The organism is Mycobacterium marseillense (genome assembly GCF_010731675.1).
Classification (GTDB): domain Bacteria; phylum Actinomycetota; class Actinomycetes; order Mycobacteriales; family Mycobacteriaceae; genus Mycobacterium; species Mycobacterium marseillense.
Genome location: NZ_AP022584.1, coordinates 4,288,522 through 4,304,078, shown reverse-complemented (window position 1 = coordinate 4,304,078; position 15,557 = coordinate 4,288,522). Strand labels below are relative to the sequence as shown.

Annotated in this window: 14 protein-coding genes and 1 tRNA gene; 3 read left to right on the top strand and 12 right to left on the bottom strand. The window is 71.1% G+C overall.

Annotation, left to right across the window (positions count from 1 at the left end):
- Positions 1–6: 6 nt before the first annotated feature.
- Together G6N26_RS19940 and G6N26_RS19935 are read right to left on the bottom strand one after the other, a co-directional pair.
- A tRNA-Thr gene (locus G6N26_RS19940) sits at positions 7–82 on the bottom strand.
- A gap of 53 nt (positions 83–135) precedes the next feature.
- Positions 136–1,368 (bottom strand): DNA polymerase III subunit delta', encoded by a 1,233-nt coding sequence (locus G6N26_RS19935; RefSeq protein WP_095578083.1) that lies wholly within the window; start codon positions 1,366–1,368, stop codon positions 136–138.
- 98 nt (positions 1,369–1,466) lie between these two features.
- On the opposite strand from G6N26_RS19935, the gene G6N26_RS19930 reads away from it, so the two are divergent.
- Positions 1,467–3,128 (top strand): adenylate/guanylate cyclase domain-containing protein, encoded by a 1,662-nt coding sequence (locus G6N26_RS19930; RefSeq protein WP_095576422.1) that lies wholly within the window; start codon positions 1,467–1,469, stop codon positions 3,126–3,128.
- Here G6N26_RS19930 and topA read toward each other — a convergent pair.
- The 3 genes from topA to cspA all read right to left on the bottom strand — a co-directional run bounded on the left by topA (position 3,125) and on the right by cspA (position 7,109).
- Positions 3,125–5,938, bottom strand: a complete 2,814-nt coding sequence (gene topA, locus G6N26_RS19925; RefSeq protein ID WP_083019068.1) for a type I DNA topoisomerase — start codon at positions 5,936–5,938, stop codon at positions 3,125–3,127. The genes G6N26_RS19930 and topA overlap by 4 nt on opposite strands.
- Before the next feature lie 203 nt (positions 5,939–6,141).
- Positions 6,142–6,732, bottom strand: a complete 591-nt coding sequence (locus G6N26_RS19920; protein WP_067172165.1) for a hypothetical protein — start codon at positions 6,730–6,732, stop codon at positions 6,142–6,144.
- A gap of 173 nt (positions 6,733–6,905) precedes the next feature.
- Complete coding sequence (cspA, locus tag G6N26_RS19915; protein ID WP_007772268.1) at positions 6,906–7,109, bottom strand: cold shock protein CspA; 204 nt, start codon at positions 7,107–7,109, stop codon at positions 6,906–6,908.
- A gap of 259 nt (positions 7,110–7,368) precedes the next feature.
- Here cspA and G6N26_RS19910 point away from each other — a divergent pair, with 259 nt between their 5' ends.
- Complete coding sequence (locus G6N26_RS19910) at positions 7,369–9,690, top strand: DEAD/DEAH box helicase (RefSeq protein WP_083019101.1); 2,322 nt, start codon at positions 7,369–7,371, stop codon at positions 9,688–9,690.
- Positions 9,691–9,760: 70 nt separating this feature from the next.
- Positions 9,761–10,786, top strand: a complete 1,026-nt coding sequence (locus G6N26_RS19905; RefSeq protein WP_083019070.1) for a PAS domain-containing protein — start codon at positions 9,761–9,763, stop codon at positions 10,784–10,786.
- Between the two features lie 6 nt (positions 10,787–10,792).
- Here G6N26_RS19905 and G6N26_RS19900 read toward each other — a convergent pair whose 3' ends face one another.
- From G6N26_RS19900 to ssd, 7 genes are read right to left on the bottom strand one after another with little or no spacing between them, the layout of a single operon-like run.
- Positions 10,793–11,086, bottom strand: coding sequence for an Rv3654c family TadE-like protein (locus G6N26_RS19900; protein ID WP_332107715.1), 294 nt, complete (start codon positions 11,084–11,086; stop codon positions 10,793–10,795).
- Positions 11,087–11,117: 31 nt separating this feature from the next.
- Complete coding sequence (locus G6N26_RS19895; RefSeq protein ID WP_120312725.1) at positions 11,118–11,408, bottom strand: TadE family type IV pilus minor pilin; 291 nt, start codon at positions 11,406–11,408, stop codon at positions 11,118–11,120.
- Between the two features lie 35 nt (positions 11,409–11,443).
- Positions 11,444–11,644 carry a DUF4244 domain-containing protein gene (locus tag G6N26_RS19890; RefSeq protein WP_067172170.1) on the bottom strand — a complete coding sequence of 67 codons (201 nt, stop codon included), beginning with the start codon at positions 11,642–11,644 and terminating at the stop codon, positions 11,444–11,446.
- Positions 11,645–11,662: 18 nt separating this feature from the next.
- Complete coding sequence (locus G6N26_RS19885) at positions 11,663–12,256, bottom strand: type II secretion system F family protein (protein WP_179960238.1); 594 nt, start codon at positions 12,254–12,256, stop codon at positions 11,663–11,665.
- A complete protein-coding gene (locus tag G6N26_RS19880; RefSeq protein WP_083019076.1) occupies positions 12,247–13,068 on the bottom strand; it encodes a type II secretion system F family protein in 822 nt (273 codons plus the stop codon). The genes G6N26_RS19885 and G6N26_RS19880 overlap by 10 nt, the downstream gene beginning before the upstream one ends.
- On the bottom strand, positions 13,065–14,228 hold the full coding sequence (locus G6N26_RS19875) for a TadA family conjugal transfer-associated ATPase (protein WP_083019078.1): 1,164 nt from the start codon (positions 14,226–14,228) through the stop codon (positions 13,065–13,067). The genes G6N26_RS19880 and G6N26_RS19875 overlap by 4 nt, the downstream gene beginning before the upstream one ends.
- The gene (gene ssd, locus G6N26_RS19870; RefSeq protein WP_139799172.1) at positions 14,225–15,283 is read right to left on the bottom strand and encodes a septum site-determining protein Ssd; all 1,059 of its coding nucleotides are present in this window, start codon (positions 15,281–15,283) and stop codon (positions 14,225–14,227) included. Before ssd ends, G6N26_RS19875 begins: the two co-directional genes overlap by 4 nt.
- Between the last annotated feature and the right edge of the window lie 274 nt (positions 15,284–15,557).

The following is a 15,557-nucleotide window of genomic DNA, read 5'->3' as shown; positions in this document are numbered from 1 at the left end:
GAAACATGGAGCCGCCTAGGAGAATCGAACTCCTGACCTATTCATTACGAGTGAATCGCTCTACCGACTGAGCTAAGGCGGCGTGCCCTCTCCCGGGCGGCACGAGTCTACGGCAGGCGGGCGGGCACCACGAAATCAGTCGCGCGGTTCCTGGGCACGCAGTTCCTGACCGATCGTGGCGACCATGGCGTCGACGGCGAACTTCGGCTTGACGTTGATCGCCAGCGCCTCGCGGCATTCCAGGACCGCCTCAATGCAGCGCAGCAGCCGGTCGGGCGGGGCGTGGGCGGCCAGCGCCGCGACCTTCTCAGCCATGTCCGGATGGTTGGCCCGCACCGCCCCGGCGTTCGCGGAGGCCAGGAGCGCATCACGGAAATAGGTCGCCAGGTCGATCAGTGCCCGGTCCAGCGCGTCGCGCGAGGCCCGCGTCTGGCGCGACTTCTGCCGCCGCTCAAGGTCTTTGATCGCCCCGGCCGCGCCGCGCATCGCGCCCGCGGTGCCCTTGCCGGTGCCGCCGGCGCCGAGGGCCGTGCGCAGCTCCTCGGTCTCGGCCTCGGCGCGGTCCGCGGTCAGCACCACCGCCTCGGCCTCGGCCGCGGCCACCAACTCCTCGGCGGCGGCGTAGGCCCGCGACGGGGTCGCGGCGTCGCGCACGAGTCCCAGCGCCCGCTCGCGGCGCGCCCGCGCCTCCGGGTCGGTGGCCAGCCGGCGCGCCCGCCCCACGTGGCCACCGCTGACCGACGCCGCCCAGTCCGCGGTTTCGGCGCTCAGGCCGTCGCTGTCCACGAGCACGTGCGCGATCGCCTCGGTCGACGGCGTCACCAACGCCACGTGCCGGCACCGCGACCGCAACGTGATGGCGATGTCCTCGGGGTCCACCGACGGCGCGCACAGCAAGAACACCGTCGACGGCGGCGGTTCCTCGACGACCTTCAGCAGCGCGTTGGCCGCGCCCTCGGTCAGCCGGTCGGCGTCCTCGATCACCACGATCTGCCGATGCCCGGTGGCCGGGCGCCGCGACGCGATCTGCACGATCGCGCGCATGTCGTCGACGCCGATGGACAGGCCTTCGGGGATCACGCGGCGCACGTCGGCGTGGGTGCCGGCCATGGTCGTCGTGCACGCGTGGCAGCGCCCGCAGCCCGGGCCCCCGTCGGCAACCGTCGAGGTGCATTGGAGTGCGGCGGCGAAGCACAGCGCCGCCACCGAGCGCCCGGAACCCGGCGGCCCGGTGATCAGCCAGGCATGTGTCATAGTCCCGGCGCCCGCCTCGCTGTGGGCTGGGTCACCGCGGGAGGCTCTGGCGGCGGCGAGCAGCTCGGCCGTCACCGCGTCTTGGCCTACCAGCCGCGCAAACACCCCGGACATCATCGGTAACAGTAGACAGCGGGGCCGACGGATACCGATCGGCTACCGTACCGCGACCATTCCGTGATCTTTGCGGTCACGGGAGCCCCGCGAGTGACCTGCCGAGATCGCTATTAAGTTTCCGGGACGTCGCCGCCGCCCGATACGGTGGGTTGGTGACTACGGCGGCGGGCCTACCGGGGCGGATCAGCGCATTCGTCCGCTGGGTGGTGCGCACCCCTTGGCCGCTGTTCTCGCTGAGCATGCTGCAGGCCGACATCATCGGCGCGCTGTTCGTGCTCGGCTTCCTTCGCTACGGCCTGCCGCCGCAGGACCGCATCCAATTGCAGGACCTGCCGACGCTGAACCTGGCGATCTTCGCGTGCTCCTTGGTCGTCTTGTTCCTGGTCGGCGTCGTGGTCAACCTCAAGCTGTTGATGCCGGTTTTCCGCTGGCAGCGCCGCGACAACATGCTCGCCGAGACCGATCCGGCCGCCACCGAACTCGCCCGCAGCCGCGCCCTGCGCATGCCGTACTACCGCACCCTGAGCACCGTCGTGTACTGGTGCATCGGCGGCGTGGTGTTCATCGTGGCCAGCTGGTCGGTGGCCAAGTTCGCCGCGCCCGTCGTCACGGTCGCCACCGCGCTGGGGGCCGCGGCCACCGCGATCATCGGTTACCTGCAATCCGAACGGGTGCTGCGGCCGGTGGCGGTCGCCGCCCTGCGCAGCGGGGTGCCGGAGAACGTCAAGGCGCCCGGCGTCATCCTGCGCCAGATCCTGACCTGGATGCTGTCCACGGCGGTGCCGCTGATGGCGATCGTGCTGGCCGTGGTGGCCGACAAGGCTTCGCTGCTGCATGCCGCACCGGAGAGCTTGTTCAACCCCATCCTGTTGCTGGCGCTGACCGCGCTGGGCGTCGGGCTGATCAGCACGCTGCTGGTGGCCATGTCGATCGCCGACCCGCTGCGCCAGCTGCGCTGGGCTTTGAGCGAGGTGCAGCGCGGAAACTACAACGCGCACATGCAGATCTACGACGCCAGCGAGCTGGGCTTGCTGCAGGCGGGCTTCAACGACATGGTGCGCGACCTGTCCGAGCGGCAGCGGCTGCGCGACCTGTTCGGCCGCTACGTCGGGGAGGACGTCGCCCGGCGGGCGCTCGAGCGCGGCACCGAGCTGGGCGGCCAGGAGCGCGACGTCGCGGTGCTGTTCGTGGACCTGGTCGGCTCGACCCAGCTGGCCTCGACCCGTCCGCCCGCCGAGGTGGTCCACCTGCTCAACGAGTTCTTCCGGGTGGTGGTGGAAACCGTGGGCCGCCATGGCGGTTTCGTCAACAAGTTCCAGGGTGACGCCGCGCTGGCCATCTTCGGCGCGCCGATCGAGCACCCCGACTCACCCGGCGGGGCGCTGGCCGCCGCCCGGGAATTGCACGACGAGTTGCTCCCGGTGATCGGTTCGGCGGAGTTCGGCATCGGGGTGTCGTCCGGCCGGGCCATCGCCGGCCACATCGGCGCGCAGGCGCGCTTCGAGTACACGGTGATCGGCGACCCGGTCAACGAGGCCGCCCGGCTGACGGAACTGGCCAAGCTCGAGCCCGGCCACGTGCTCGCGTCGGCGATCGCCGTCAGCGGCGCGTTGGACGCCGAGGCCCTGTGCTGGGATGTCGGCGAGGTGGTCGAGCTGCGCGGCCGCCGAGCGCCCACCCAGCTGGCCCGCCCGGTGAAGCTGGCCGCCCTGGAAGAGGTTGCGCCGCAAGAGGTTTCCAGCGACGCACGCAGTTAACTGCGCTTGGCGGTCTTCTTGGCCGCCGACTTCTTGGCCGGTGACTTGCGGGCGGCCTTCTTGGCGGGACGCTTTACCGGACCACGGGCCCGGCGGTCGGCCAGCAGTTCGGCGGCGCGCTCGTCGGTGATCGACAGCACGTCGTCGCCCTTGCGCAGGCTGGCGTTCGTCTCGCCGTCGGTGACGTACGGCCCGAATCGGCCGTCCTTGATCACCATCGGCTTGCCGGTCGCCGGGTCGGCGCCCAGCTCACGCAGCGGCGGCGCGGCGGCGCCCTGGCGGCCGCGGCGTTTGGGCTCGGCGTAGATCTTCAGCGCGTCCTCGAGGGTGATGTCGAACATCTGCTCCTCGGTGGCCAGCGAACGAGAATCGGTGCCGCGCTTGAGGTATGGGCCGTAGCGGCCGTTCTGCGCGGTGATCTCCTCGCCGGATTCGGGGTCGACGCCGACCACCCGCGGCAGCGAGAGCAGCCGCAGGGCGTCCTCGAGCGTGACCGTCTGCAGATCCATGGTGCGCAGCAGCGAACCGGTGCGCGGCTTGGGGCCGGTGGGCTTCTTACCCTTCTTCGCCGGCGCGGCGCCGCCGTCGTCGTCCCCGGGCGGCGGCTCCGGGAGGATTTCGGCCACGTACGGGCCGTATCTCCCGTCCTTGGCGACGATTTCGTGACCGGTCGCGGGATCGACACCCAGCACCCGGCCCTCCTGCGGCGTGGCGAACAACTGCTCGGCCAGCTCGAGGGTCAATTCGTCGGGGGTCAGCGAGTCGTTGAGGTTGGCCCGCTGTGGCGTGCGCTCGCCGTCCTCGCCGGTCACCATGCGCTCCAGGTACGGCCCGTTCTTGCCCACCCGGACGTAGACGGGGCGGCCCTGGTCGTCGTCAAAGAGCCTGATGGAGTTGACTTCTCGGGCGTCGATGCCCTCGAGATTCACGCCCACCAGCTTCTTGAGCCCACCGGAACGGGCTATCGAGTCGGCCACCCCGTGCTCGCCGCCGAAGTAGAAGTTGTTGAGCCAGTCGGTGCGCCGTTCCTGGCCGGAGGCGATCGCATCGAGCTCGTCCTCCATCGCGGCGGTGAAGTCGTAGTCGACCAGCCGGCCGAAATGCTGTTCCAACAAACCGGTTACGGCGAACGCGACCCAGGAGGGCACCAGGGCGCTGCCCTTCTTGTGCACGTAGCCGCGGTCCTGGATGGTCTTGATGATCGACGAATACGTCGACGGCCGCCCGATGCCCAGCTCCTCGAGCGCCTTGACCAACGACGCCTCGGTGTAGCGCGCCGGCGGGTTGGTGGCGTGACCGTCGGGCGTGAGTGCGATGGCATCGAGCCGCTGGCCCTGGGTGAGCTGCGGCAGCCGGCTCTCGGCGTCGTCGGCCTCGCCGCCGGCCAGCTCATCCACCGTCTCCACGTAGGCCTTCAGGAAGCCCGCGAACGTGATGGTGCGACCGCTGGCGGAGAACACGACTTGCCTTTCTCCGGAGCGGCCACCGATCCGCAGGCTCAGCGTGGTGCCGCGCGCGTCGGCCATCTGCGAGGCCACCGTGCGTTGCCAGATCAGCTCGTAGAGCCGGAACTCGTCGCCGTCGAGCTCGCGGCGCACCGCGTCCGGGGTCGCGAACGTCTCGCCGGCGGGCCGGATCGCCTCGTGCGCTTCCTGGGCGTTCTTCACCTTGCGGGTGTACTGACGCGGGGACGGCGAGACGTACTCCTCACCGTAGAGCTGACGCGCCTGGTTGCGCGCGGCGTTGATCGCCGACTGCGACAGCGTGGTCGAGTCGGTACGCATATAGGTGATGTAGCCGTTCTCGTAGAGCCGCTGGGCGATGCTCATGGTGCGCTCGGAGGAGAAGCGCAACTTGCGGCCGGCCTCCTGCTGCAGCGTCGACGTCATGAACGGCGCGTACGGCCGCCGCGTGTAGGGCTTTTCCTCGACCGAGGCGACGGACAGCTGGGCGCCGCGCAGCCCGGCGGCCAACTCGGTCGCTTGCGCCTCGTCGAGGATGACGACCTCGTCGGCCTTGCGCAGCTGGCCCAGCGAGTCGAAGTCGCGGCCCGCGGCCACCCGCAGGCCGTCGACGCCGGACAGCCGCGCGGTGAAGGTGGGCGGCGACGCCTGCGGGTCGGAGACGCTGGCGTCCAGCTGGGCCACGATGTCCCAGTAGGACGCGCTGCGAAACGCCATGCGGTCGCGTTCGCGCTGCACGATGATCCGGGTGGCCACCGACTGGACCCGGCCCGCCGACAGCTTGGGCGCGACCTTCTTCCACAGCACCGGGCTGACCTCGTAGCCGTACAGGCGGTCCAGGATGCGGCGGGTCTCCTGGGCGTCGACCAGATCGATGTCCAGGTCGCGGGGGTTTTCGGCGGCTTCGAGGATCGCCGGCTCGGTGATCTCGTGGAACACCATCCGCTTGACCGGGATGTTGGGCTTGAGGGTTTCCAGCAGGTGCCAGGCGATGGCTTCGCCCTCGCGGTCACCATCGGTGGCGAGATAGAGCTCGTCGACATCCTTGAGCAAGCCCTTGAGTTCGCTGACGGTGCTCTTCTTCTCGGGGCTGATGATGTAGAGCGGCTCGAAGTCCGCGTCCACGTTGACGCCGAGCCGCGCCCACGGCTCGGACTTGAATTTCGCGGGCACGTCGGCCGCGGCCCGGGGCAGGTCGCGGATGTGGCCGCGCGACGACTCGACGATGTAGCTGGAGCCCAGGTAGCCGGCCAGTTTGCGCGCCTTGGTCGGCGACTCGACAATCACGAGTCGCCGGCGGCTTCCGTTGCCGCCGCCGGCGCTGTCCTTCAGTTTCGGGTCAGCCAACTGCCCTTACGCTCCATCCGTGATTGGTCCCCCCTGCGAGACCACCTGCAGGAAGAATGACAGGTCGGCTTCGAAAATTCCGGTGAAATTCAGGTACGCGACCGTTCCTTCGCCCTGCGGCACCTGACAATTTCGCACCCTCGGGCGGGCCTGCGCAAACCGACGCTCGAGAACGCCACGCAAGTTTGTCCCTTGTCCGCCGCCTAAACCCGCGGCCACCGCGACAGCGCCTCGGCGCAGTCTGGCGGCTCCCCCACGTTCTCTACCAGGCGCGATAGCCTGCGGCGACCGGTGATGCGCAGGGCCGGCCGGCCGCCGCGGGTGCCAATCAAGGTGGGCGCGATCCCGACGCGCATCAACGCCGACGCCAGCGGCGAGTGAGTGTCGGGCGCGTGCGGGTCCAGCGCCAGCAGGTAGTGCTCTCCCTCGGGGTTGCCGGCCGCCAGCGTCCACGCCCGCAGCTCGCGCGGCCCGGGCAGCCAGCGCGGCGGCACGGTCTTGACCGCACCGCGCGTCCATTCGGCGGCCAGCGTGCTCAACGACGGGTCCACGGCCGTCCGCACCAGCGGGGTGTCTTCGTCGGTCCGGCCGATCTCGGCCACCAGACCGGCCTCGCGGATCATCTCCGCCAGCGCCGAGGCCCGCCACGGGGCGTCCACGACCACCGAGAGCCGAGCGCCGTGGGCCTCCGGACCCCCGACGGTGACGATCTGCCCGGATGTCGCCAGCACCCCGGAAAGATCGGTGACCGCGGGCGGCACCGACTCCGCTGTAAAGAAGGAAAGCTGGCTCACGCCATCCGACAGTAGGCCCTCTCGCCCATCCGCGTCTTGAGGCAATCGGCGCGGCGGGGGCGTCCACCGGCGTGGCGCAAGAAGCAGACGAAAACCGGGAGAAAGAGGAAACCCCCCGGCTGCGCCCGCGGGGCGGGGCTGCACGGGGGGTATCCGTTAAGGTCTGCTCTTCTCTACAGGGAGCGGACTCCGGTGGCCTGGGGGCCCTTCGGGCTGTGGCCGATTTCGAACTCGACCTTCTGGTTCTCTTCGAGGGTGCGGAAGCCCGAACCCTGGATCTCCGTGTAGTGGACAAACACATCCGCGGAACCGTCTTCGGGGGCAATGAACCCGAAGCCCTTCTCCGCGTTGAACCACTTCACAGTTCCCTGTGGCATCTCTCGATCTTTCCTTTTCTTCTGGGTGCGGGGCATCGCCTTTCGATGCCCCGGGCCTGGTACGACCGCCATACCTCGCTGAGTCGCCGGAACTTCACCCGACCGATTAACCTCGCAGGAACCGCGGCCGCAACGTCGATCCTGCGAAAGTTTGACACGAACACAGAAGCTGCGACCGCAATTAGTCAACCATGTTCATCGCGTCGGCGACAGACTTGTGTGTTTGCCCGATTCGAACAGCGATTCCGAGCGGGGTGAGATGGCGAGCTTCGGCAGTGAGCTGCTGGCCGCCGCGCTCGCCGGAACCGCGACGGACGAACACCCGCTGCGCCACGTCGCCGAGCTGCCGCCGCGCACCGGCCGGCCGCACGATTGGCCGTCGTGGGCCGAGGCCGACGTGGTCAAGGCGTTCGCCGACCGCGGGATCGACTCACCGTGGTCGCATCAGTTCGCGGCCGCGGAGTTGGCCTACGCGGGCCGGCATGTGGTGGTGAGCACCGGCACCGCGTCGGGCAAGTCGCTGGCCTATCAGCTGCCCGTCCTCAATGCGCTGGCGACCGACCCGCGGGCCCGGGTGCTCTACCTGTCCCCGACCAAGGCCCTGGGACACGACCAGCTGCGGGCCGCGCACGCATTGACCGCGGCGATTCCCCGGCTGCACGACGTCGCTCCCACCGCCTACGACGGCGACAGCCCCGACGAGGTGCGCCGCTTCGCGCGGGAACGCTCCCGCTGGTTGTTCTCCAACCCCGACATGATCCACTTGTCGATCCTGCGCAACCATGCCCGCTGGGCGGTCCTGCTGCGGGGCCTTCGCTTCGTGGTTGTCGACGAATGTCATTACTACCGTGGGGTGTTCGGCTCGAATGTGGCGATGGTGCTGCGTCGCCTGTTGCGGTTGTGCGCCCGCTATTCGAGCGCGCCGACGGTGATCTTCGCCAGCGCGACAACGGATTCCCCGGGCGCGACGGCCGCCGAGCTCATCGGGCTTCCCGTTCAGGAGGTCACCGAAGACGGGTCCCCTCAGGGGGCGCGGACCGTGGCGTTGTGGGAACCGGCGCTGCGGGCCGACCTGGTCGGCGAGAACGGCGCACCGGTGCGCCGCTCGGCGGGCGCGGAGGCGGCGCGCGTCATGGCCGACCTCATCGCCGAGGGCGCCCAGGCGCTGACCTTCGTGCGGTCGCGCCGCGCCGCGGAATTGACCGCGCTGGGCGCCCAGGCGAGGTTGGAAGACATCGCCCCAGAGCTATCCCGGACGGTGGCGTCGTATCGGGCCGGGTATCTCGCCGAGGACCGCACCGCGCTGGAGCGTGCCCTGGCCGAGGGCCGGTTGCGCGGGCTGGCCACCACCAATGCGCTGGAGTTGGGCGTCGACATCGCCGGATTGGACGCGGTGGTGCTCGCGGGTTTCCCCGGCACCGTCGCCTCGTTCTGGCAGCAGGCCGGCCGCTCCGGGCGGCGCGGCCAGGGCGCGCTGGTGGTGTTGATCGCCCGCGACGACCCGCTGGATACGTATCTGGTGCACAACCCGGCCGCGCTGCTGGACAAGCCGGTCGAGCGGGTCGTCATCGACCCGGGGAACCCCTACATCCTGGGGCCCCAACTGCTCTGCGCGGCAACCGAACTGCCCCTTGACGAGGCGGAGGTGCGCGAACTCGGCGCCACCGACGTGGCGGACGGACTGGTCGATGACGGGCTGCTACGACGGCGAAGCGGAAAGTACTTTCCCGTGCCCGGCCTGGAACCGCATGGCGCGGTGGACATCCGGGGCTCGACGGGCGGGCAGATCGTCATCGTGGAGGCCGACACCGGGCGGCTGCTGGGCAGCGCCGACGTCGGCCAGGCACCGGTTTCGGTGCACCCGGGAGCGGTGTATCTGCACCAGGGCGACAGCTACGTGGTGGACTCGCTGGACACCGAGGAGGGCATCGCCTTCGTCCACGCCGAGGACCCCGGTTATGCGACGTTCGCGCGTGAGATCACCGACATCGCCATCACCGGCACCGGTGAGCGCCTGGCCTTCGGGCCGGTCACGCTGGGGCTCGTCCCGGTGCGGGTCACGCACCAGGTGGTGGGGTATCTGCGCCGCCGGCTCTCCGGGGAGGTGATCGACTTCATCGAGTTGGACATGCCGGAGCACACGCTGGCCACCACTGCGGCGATGTACACCATCACCGAAGATGCCTTGCTGCGCAACGGCATTGACGGCACGCGGATTCCCGGGTCGTTGCATGCGGCCGAACATGCCGCGATCGGGCTGCTGCCGTTGGTCGCCAGCTGCGACCGCGGCGACATCGGCGGGTTGTCCACCGCGGTGGGACCCGGGCCCGACGGGCTGCCCAGCGTCTTCGTCTACGACGGGTATCCGGGCGGCGCGGGATTCGCCGAACGGGGCTTTCGTCAGGCCCGCACGTGGCTCGCCGCGACGGCCGCCGCCATCGAGGCGTGCGAATGCCCCCGGGGGTGCCCGTCGTGCGTGCAGTCGCCCAAGTGCGGCAACGGTAACGATCCGCTCGACAAGGCCGGCGCGGTGCTGGTGCTGCGGCTGGTCCTCGCGGAGCTCGGGCGACGGTCACGCTGAGCAAACCGGCGAGCCGCCCGTCGGTTCACCCGCTCCCACCGACCCATCGCGTCGCCGTAAAATCAGCCGCATGGCCCACGACTGGTTGCTCGTGGAGACGCTCGGGGGTGATCCCACCGTTGTGGCGCAGGGGCGCCAACTGAAGAATCTGGTCCCGATCACCACCTTCCTGCGCCGCAGCCCCTATCTCGCCGCGGTGCGAACGGCGATCTCCGAATCGGTGCAGACCGGGCAGGCCCTGACCAGCATCACGCCCAAGCGCGATCGCATCATTCGCACCGAACCGGTGGTGATGTCCGACGGTCTCATCCACGGCGTGCACGTGTGGACCGGGCCCTCCGACATCGACCCGCCCGAGCGCCCGATTCCGGGGCCGCTGAAGTGGGACCTGACCCTGGGGGTGGCGACCGACACCCGCGAATCGCTGATCAACAGCGGCAAGAATCCCGAAGTCGAAGTGACCTTCGGCAGGGCTTTCGCCGAAGACCTTCCGTCGCGCGAACTCAACCCGAACGAAACCAAGGTGCTCGCGATGGCGGTCAAGGCCAAGCCCGACCAAACATTGTGCAGCACCTGGGATCTCACTGACTGGCGGGGAAAGTCCATTCGGATAGGTTTTGTCGCGCGCACGATTTTGGAGCCGGGGCCCGACGGCCGGGAGCACTTGGTGGCGCGGGCGATCAATTGGCAGTCCGAACTCAAAGGCCCGGCGGTGTCGACCGACGATCTGGCGCAACGGATCCTCAGCGGCCTCGCCCAGGCCGGAGTGCACCGCGCGCTGATCGACCTCAACAACTGGACCCTGCTGAAATGGCTGGACGAGCCCTGCACCTTCTATGACTGGCGCAGCAGTGAGACGGGAAAGCCGCGTGTTCATCCCGATGATCACGATGTGATGTCCACCATGACAACGGAATTCGGCGGAGGAGCCACCAGCAGGGTGTTACGTATGCCCGGCCACGACGGGGACTGGGTGCCGGTGCACGTGACCGTCAACCGGGTGGAGCTGGAGCCGGATACGTACGCGGGGCTGGTCTCCCTGCGGTTGCCCACCGATGACGAGCTGGTGGCCGCGGGGCTGCCGGAAGCGCCCTAGCCACTTCTAGGCGACCGCGGGCCCCGCCCGCGCGGTGGCCCGCGCCGTACCGACGACGACGACCGCCACTCGCGCCGTGATGAGCACATCGAGACCTTCGACCGCACAGTCGATGTCGTCGACCCGCATCTCGCGGGCGACGGCCGCGGCCCTGAGGCAGGCCGTGTCGGATCCGGAGGGCAGGCGGCCCGCCGCGGCCAGGGCGGCCAGGTCGGCCGCCGCCTGCGCGCGGTGACGGGCCACCACCGCCGAGCCGAGGTAGGCGGCGACACCCGTCGCCCAGAGCAGCACCACGACCATCCAGGCGGCGACCAGCGTGGCCGAACCGCGCTCATCGCGGCGGCTCCGCCGCGGCGACTGCTTTCGCGCCAATATCCAAGGCGGGCAAGAACTTCGAATGCGCGGCCACGGTGGCGACCAGGAATTCACCGTCGCGGTGCAGGTCGACTCGTGACCCGGCGGGGGCGAGCCGGGCGGCGGCGGCCATCGCGGAGCGTTCGTCGCCGCGGGCGGCCAGCCGGGCGGCCTCGCGGGCGGCGTCGATGCAGCGCACCTGCAGCGAAACGGCGCTGACTCCGGCCAGGCACAGCACCAGCACGACGACGAGCGAGGCGATGCCCAGCGCCGCCTCGACAGTGCTCGCGCCCGCACTGCCGGCTAGACCTTGGTGTTGAGGGCGCGGCCGATGATGTTGGTCAGCGCCGACACGATGGAATCGCCGGTCACCACCGCGTACAGCACCGCGCCGAACGCCGCCGCCGCGATGGTACCGATGGCGTATTCGACCGTCGACATACCCGACTCGTCGGTCGCCAGCACGGCCGCGCGCGCGGCGAGTTCGCGAAACATGTTGATCATCAAGGATTTCCTTTCGTTTCACAGCAGGCCCGACTGCAGCACATCACCGGCCAGACCGGCCACCACCGGGACGATGCCCAGGCAGACGAACGCCGGCAAGAAGCACAGGCCCAGCGGCCCGGCGATGAGCACCCCCGCCCGCTCGGCGGCGGCGCTGGCCGCATGCGCGGCGTCGTGGCGGGACTCGTCGGCCAGCTCGGCCACACCGCCGGCCAGCGCCGCGCCCGAGGACGCCGAACGCCGGGCCAACCGCAGCAGCGCCTCGATGTGCGTGTCGACCGGGCGCGCGGGTCGGTCCGACGGAATTGCCCACGCGACAGCGGGATCGGCGCCCAGTGCCAGCAGGTCGGCGGCGCGGCGCAGGACGCGGGCCAGCTGCGGTGGCGCGGACGGCGCGGCGGCCGCCGCGGCGCCCGACACCGCCATGCCCGCCCGCAGGCACACGGCCAGCACATCGAGACAGGACGCGACCGCCATCGGATCCGGGCCATCCGTCGGCGTGGCCGTCCCCCGTGACCGGCCGCCCACCGGCATCCCGGCACGGCGTCGCGTCAGCGACGGGCCGGGAGCGATCCACAGCGCCGCGGCCAGCAGCACCGCTGCTAGTTCCATGGCACCACCCGATCGGCGATGCGGTCCGACCACAGCAGCCCGCCGCAGGCCAGCGTTGACCCGATCAGCAAGAGCCACCCGCCCACCTGTCCACCCAGCAGGAAGGCCAGCGGTTGGGCCCCGACCAGTTGGCCCAGCAGCACACCGAGTACCGGCAAGGCGGCCAGTATCGTCGCGGTCGCGCGCGCACCGGCCAGGCTCGACGCGACGCGCGACGAGAATCGTTGCCGCTCAGCAATGTCGCGCTGGGCGGCGCGCATCAGGGTCGCTATCCCCAACCCGTTGTCACTGGCCAGCCGCCAGCACAGCGCGAGTCGCTCCCAATGCGCGGGGAGCGCCGAGTTGCGCGACGCGGCGGCCAGCCCGGCGGCGACATCGGCGCCCAGGCGGGCCCGCGCCGCCACCGCACGCAGCGAGGCCGCGACCGCGCCGGCGGACTCGTCGGCGGACTCGTCGGCGGCGACGCCGAACGCGCGCACCGGATGCGAGCCCGCCCGCAGCTCACCGACGAGCACGTCGAGCGCGGTTTCCAGCGCGTGGCCCTCACCGGTCGCGCGCCGGATGCGCCGGCGACGGCGATAACGCAGACTCACGGTCGCGCCCACGACCGCGACGCACAGCACGGTCGCCAGCGGCAGCAAGACCACGGCCGCGCAGCCGACACCCCCAGCCACCCAGCCCGCCGACCGGAGCCCGCGCGACGGGAGCCGCCACCCCGGTGACGCCGGCGGGCGGAGCCGGCGCCGCGGCGCGGGGCGACCGATCACCAGCGCGAGCGACAACAGCAGCGCGCCGATCTGCGGGCCGTTCACGTCGGCATCCGACGTTCCAGGACGCGCCGCAGTTGCGGGGCGCCGTCCGTCATCCCCCGATCCGCCTGCCACACCGTGACCGCCCGGACCTCCCCTCGGACCGGTTGCAGCACCGCGATCTCACCGAGCCGGCGCCGGCCCGTGCGGTCGCGTTCGACGTGCAGCAGCACCTGCACGGCGGCGGCGAGTTGGCTGTGCAGCGCCGCACGATCGAGACCGCCGAGCGCGCCGAGCGCCTCGAGGCGGGCGGGAACCTCGCCCGGGCTGTTGGCGTGCACGGTGCCCGCTCCCCCGTCGTGCCCGGTGTTCAACGCGGCCAGCAGATCCACCACTTCGGCGCCCCTGACCTCGCCGACCACGATCCGGTCGGGGCGCATCCGCAGCGCCTGCCGGACCAGTTGACGCAACGGCACTTCGCCGACGCCCTCGACGTTGGCGCACCGCGCGACGAGCTTCACCAGATGCGGGTGCCGCGGCGCCAATTCGGCGGCGTCCTCGACGCAGACGATCCGTTCGGCGGCCGGCACGGCGCCCAACATCGCGGCCAGCAGAGTCGTCTTGCCCGCGCCGGTTCCGCCGCTCACCAAAAACGCCAGTCGGGCGGCGATGATGTCGGCGACCAGCGCGGCGGCCGCGGGCTCGATCGCACCCGCGGCGATCAGGGCCGCCAAGTCCTGGCTGGCCGGCCGCAGCACCCGCAGCGACAAACAGGTGCCCGCGGCGGCCACCGGCGGCAGCACCGCATGGAGTCGCACCGCGAACCCCCCGCCGCCGAAACCGCTCAGCTCGCCGTCCACCCATGGCTGCGCGTCGTCCAGCCGCCGGCCGGCCGCCAGCGCCAGCCGCTGGGCCAACCGTCGCACCGCCGCGTCGTCAGGGAAGCGAAGCCCGGTGCGCCGCAAACCGTTGCCGTCGTCGACCCACACCGCGTCCGGTGCCGTCACCAAGACGTCCGTCGTGCCGTCCGCGCAGAGCAGCGGTTCGAGAATGCCGGCCCCGGTCAGTTCGGTCTGCAGCACGCGGAGATTGGCCAGCACCTCGGTGTCGCCGAGCATCCCGCCGGACTCGGCCCGGATCGCGGCGGCCACCACCGAAGGACCCAGCGGGCCGGCTTCGGCGGCCAGACGCTCGCGGACACGTTCGATCAGCGAACCGCTCACGCCGCACGCCCGTTCCGCGCCGTCGATGCGCCGGTGGGCGGCAGCACCCCGAGCACCGAGCGGGCCGCGACCGCCAGCGCAGACCGCCGGCCCAACCGCAGGCCGCCACGTTCGATTTGCTCGCCGAGTTGCGGCTGCGCTCTGACCGCGGCCAGCAATGGCACGCCGGCGATCTCGGCGATCTCGACCGCCCGCAGTCCTCCCGGCGACGGACCCCGCACCACCAGGCCCACGTTGGGATTGATGGCGGCCAGGGCCGGCGCCATCGCCGTGGTCGCCGCGCACGCGCGCACATCACAACGGCTGACGACCACGACGAGATCGGCGGCGCTCAGCGCGGCCTGGGTCGCGTCGGTGAAGCGGCGGGGCAGGTCGCAGATCACGCTGACCGCCCCGCGGCGGCCCGCCTCGACGATGGCGTGCACCGGGCCGGCGTCCAGCTCGTACCCGCGCCGGGTTCCGGACAGCACGCTGATTCCGCGGTGCCGCGGCAACGCGTCGCGCACCGCCGGCCAGGTGAGCCGCCCGCCCTGCAGCGCAAGGTCCGGCCAGCGCAACCCCGGCGCGTTCTCACCGCCGAGCAACAGATCGATGCCGCCACCCCACGGGTCGAGGTCCACCAGCAGCGCGTCGGCGGCGGCCTGAGCCAGAGCGACCGCGAGCAACGAGGCGCCGGCGCCGCCGCAGCCCCCGATCACGGCGACCGCGTGGCCGCGCGACCCGTCGTCGCGCGACGACTCGGCGGCGTCGGCGAGTTCACCAACCAGGTCGGCCGCTTGCCCGGGCAGTCGCAGCACGTGCTCGGCGCCGACGCCGACGGCAGCCGCCCACGTCGTCGGCTCGGGCTCGCCCATTGTCAGCACGGTCACGTGATCGCGGCGTGGCAGCGCCGAGCGCTCGCAGCGCGCGGCGGCCCGCGCGTCCAGCACGACGGCCGCGGCCGCCACCCAGGTCTTGCGACTCACCGGCGCCACGTCGCCGGCATGCACCACACGAACGCCGGCCGCCGCCGCCACCCGCTCCACCTCGGCGCGCAGTTCGGGCTCCGCCAGCAGCGCCAACACACCCGCGCCAGGGGAGGGATGTGCTCCGGATGCGCCAGTCATCCGCCCACTGTGCAGGGCCCCAACCTTGGCACACCAGTCCCAAACGCCGATTTGGGGATAGAGACGCGACTGTGCACAAAGCGGTTTCGAACGGGTGGCGCCAGCGACGACGGACGACGCTCCCGCAACGCGTCGAGGGGCGGTCCGAGCGCGCGAAAACGGGAGGAAATGGCCCAAAAAGACCCGAGAAAAGGGACGACCCCCGCCAGGGGGGGAGGAGGCG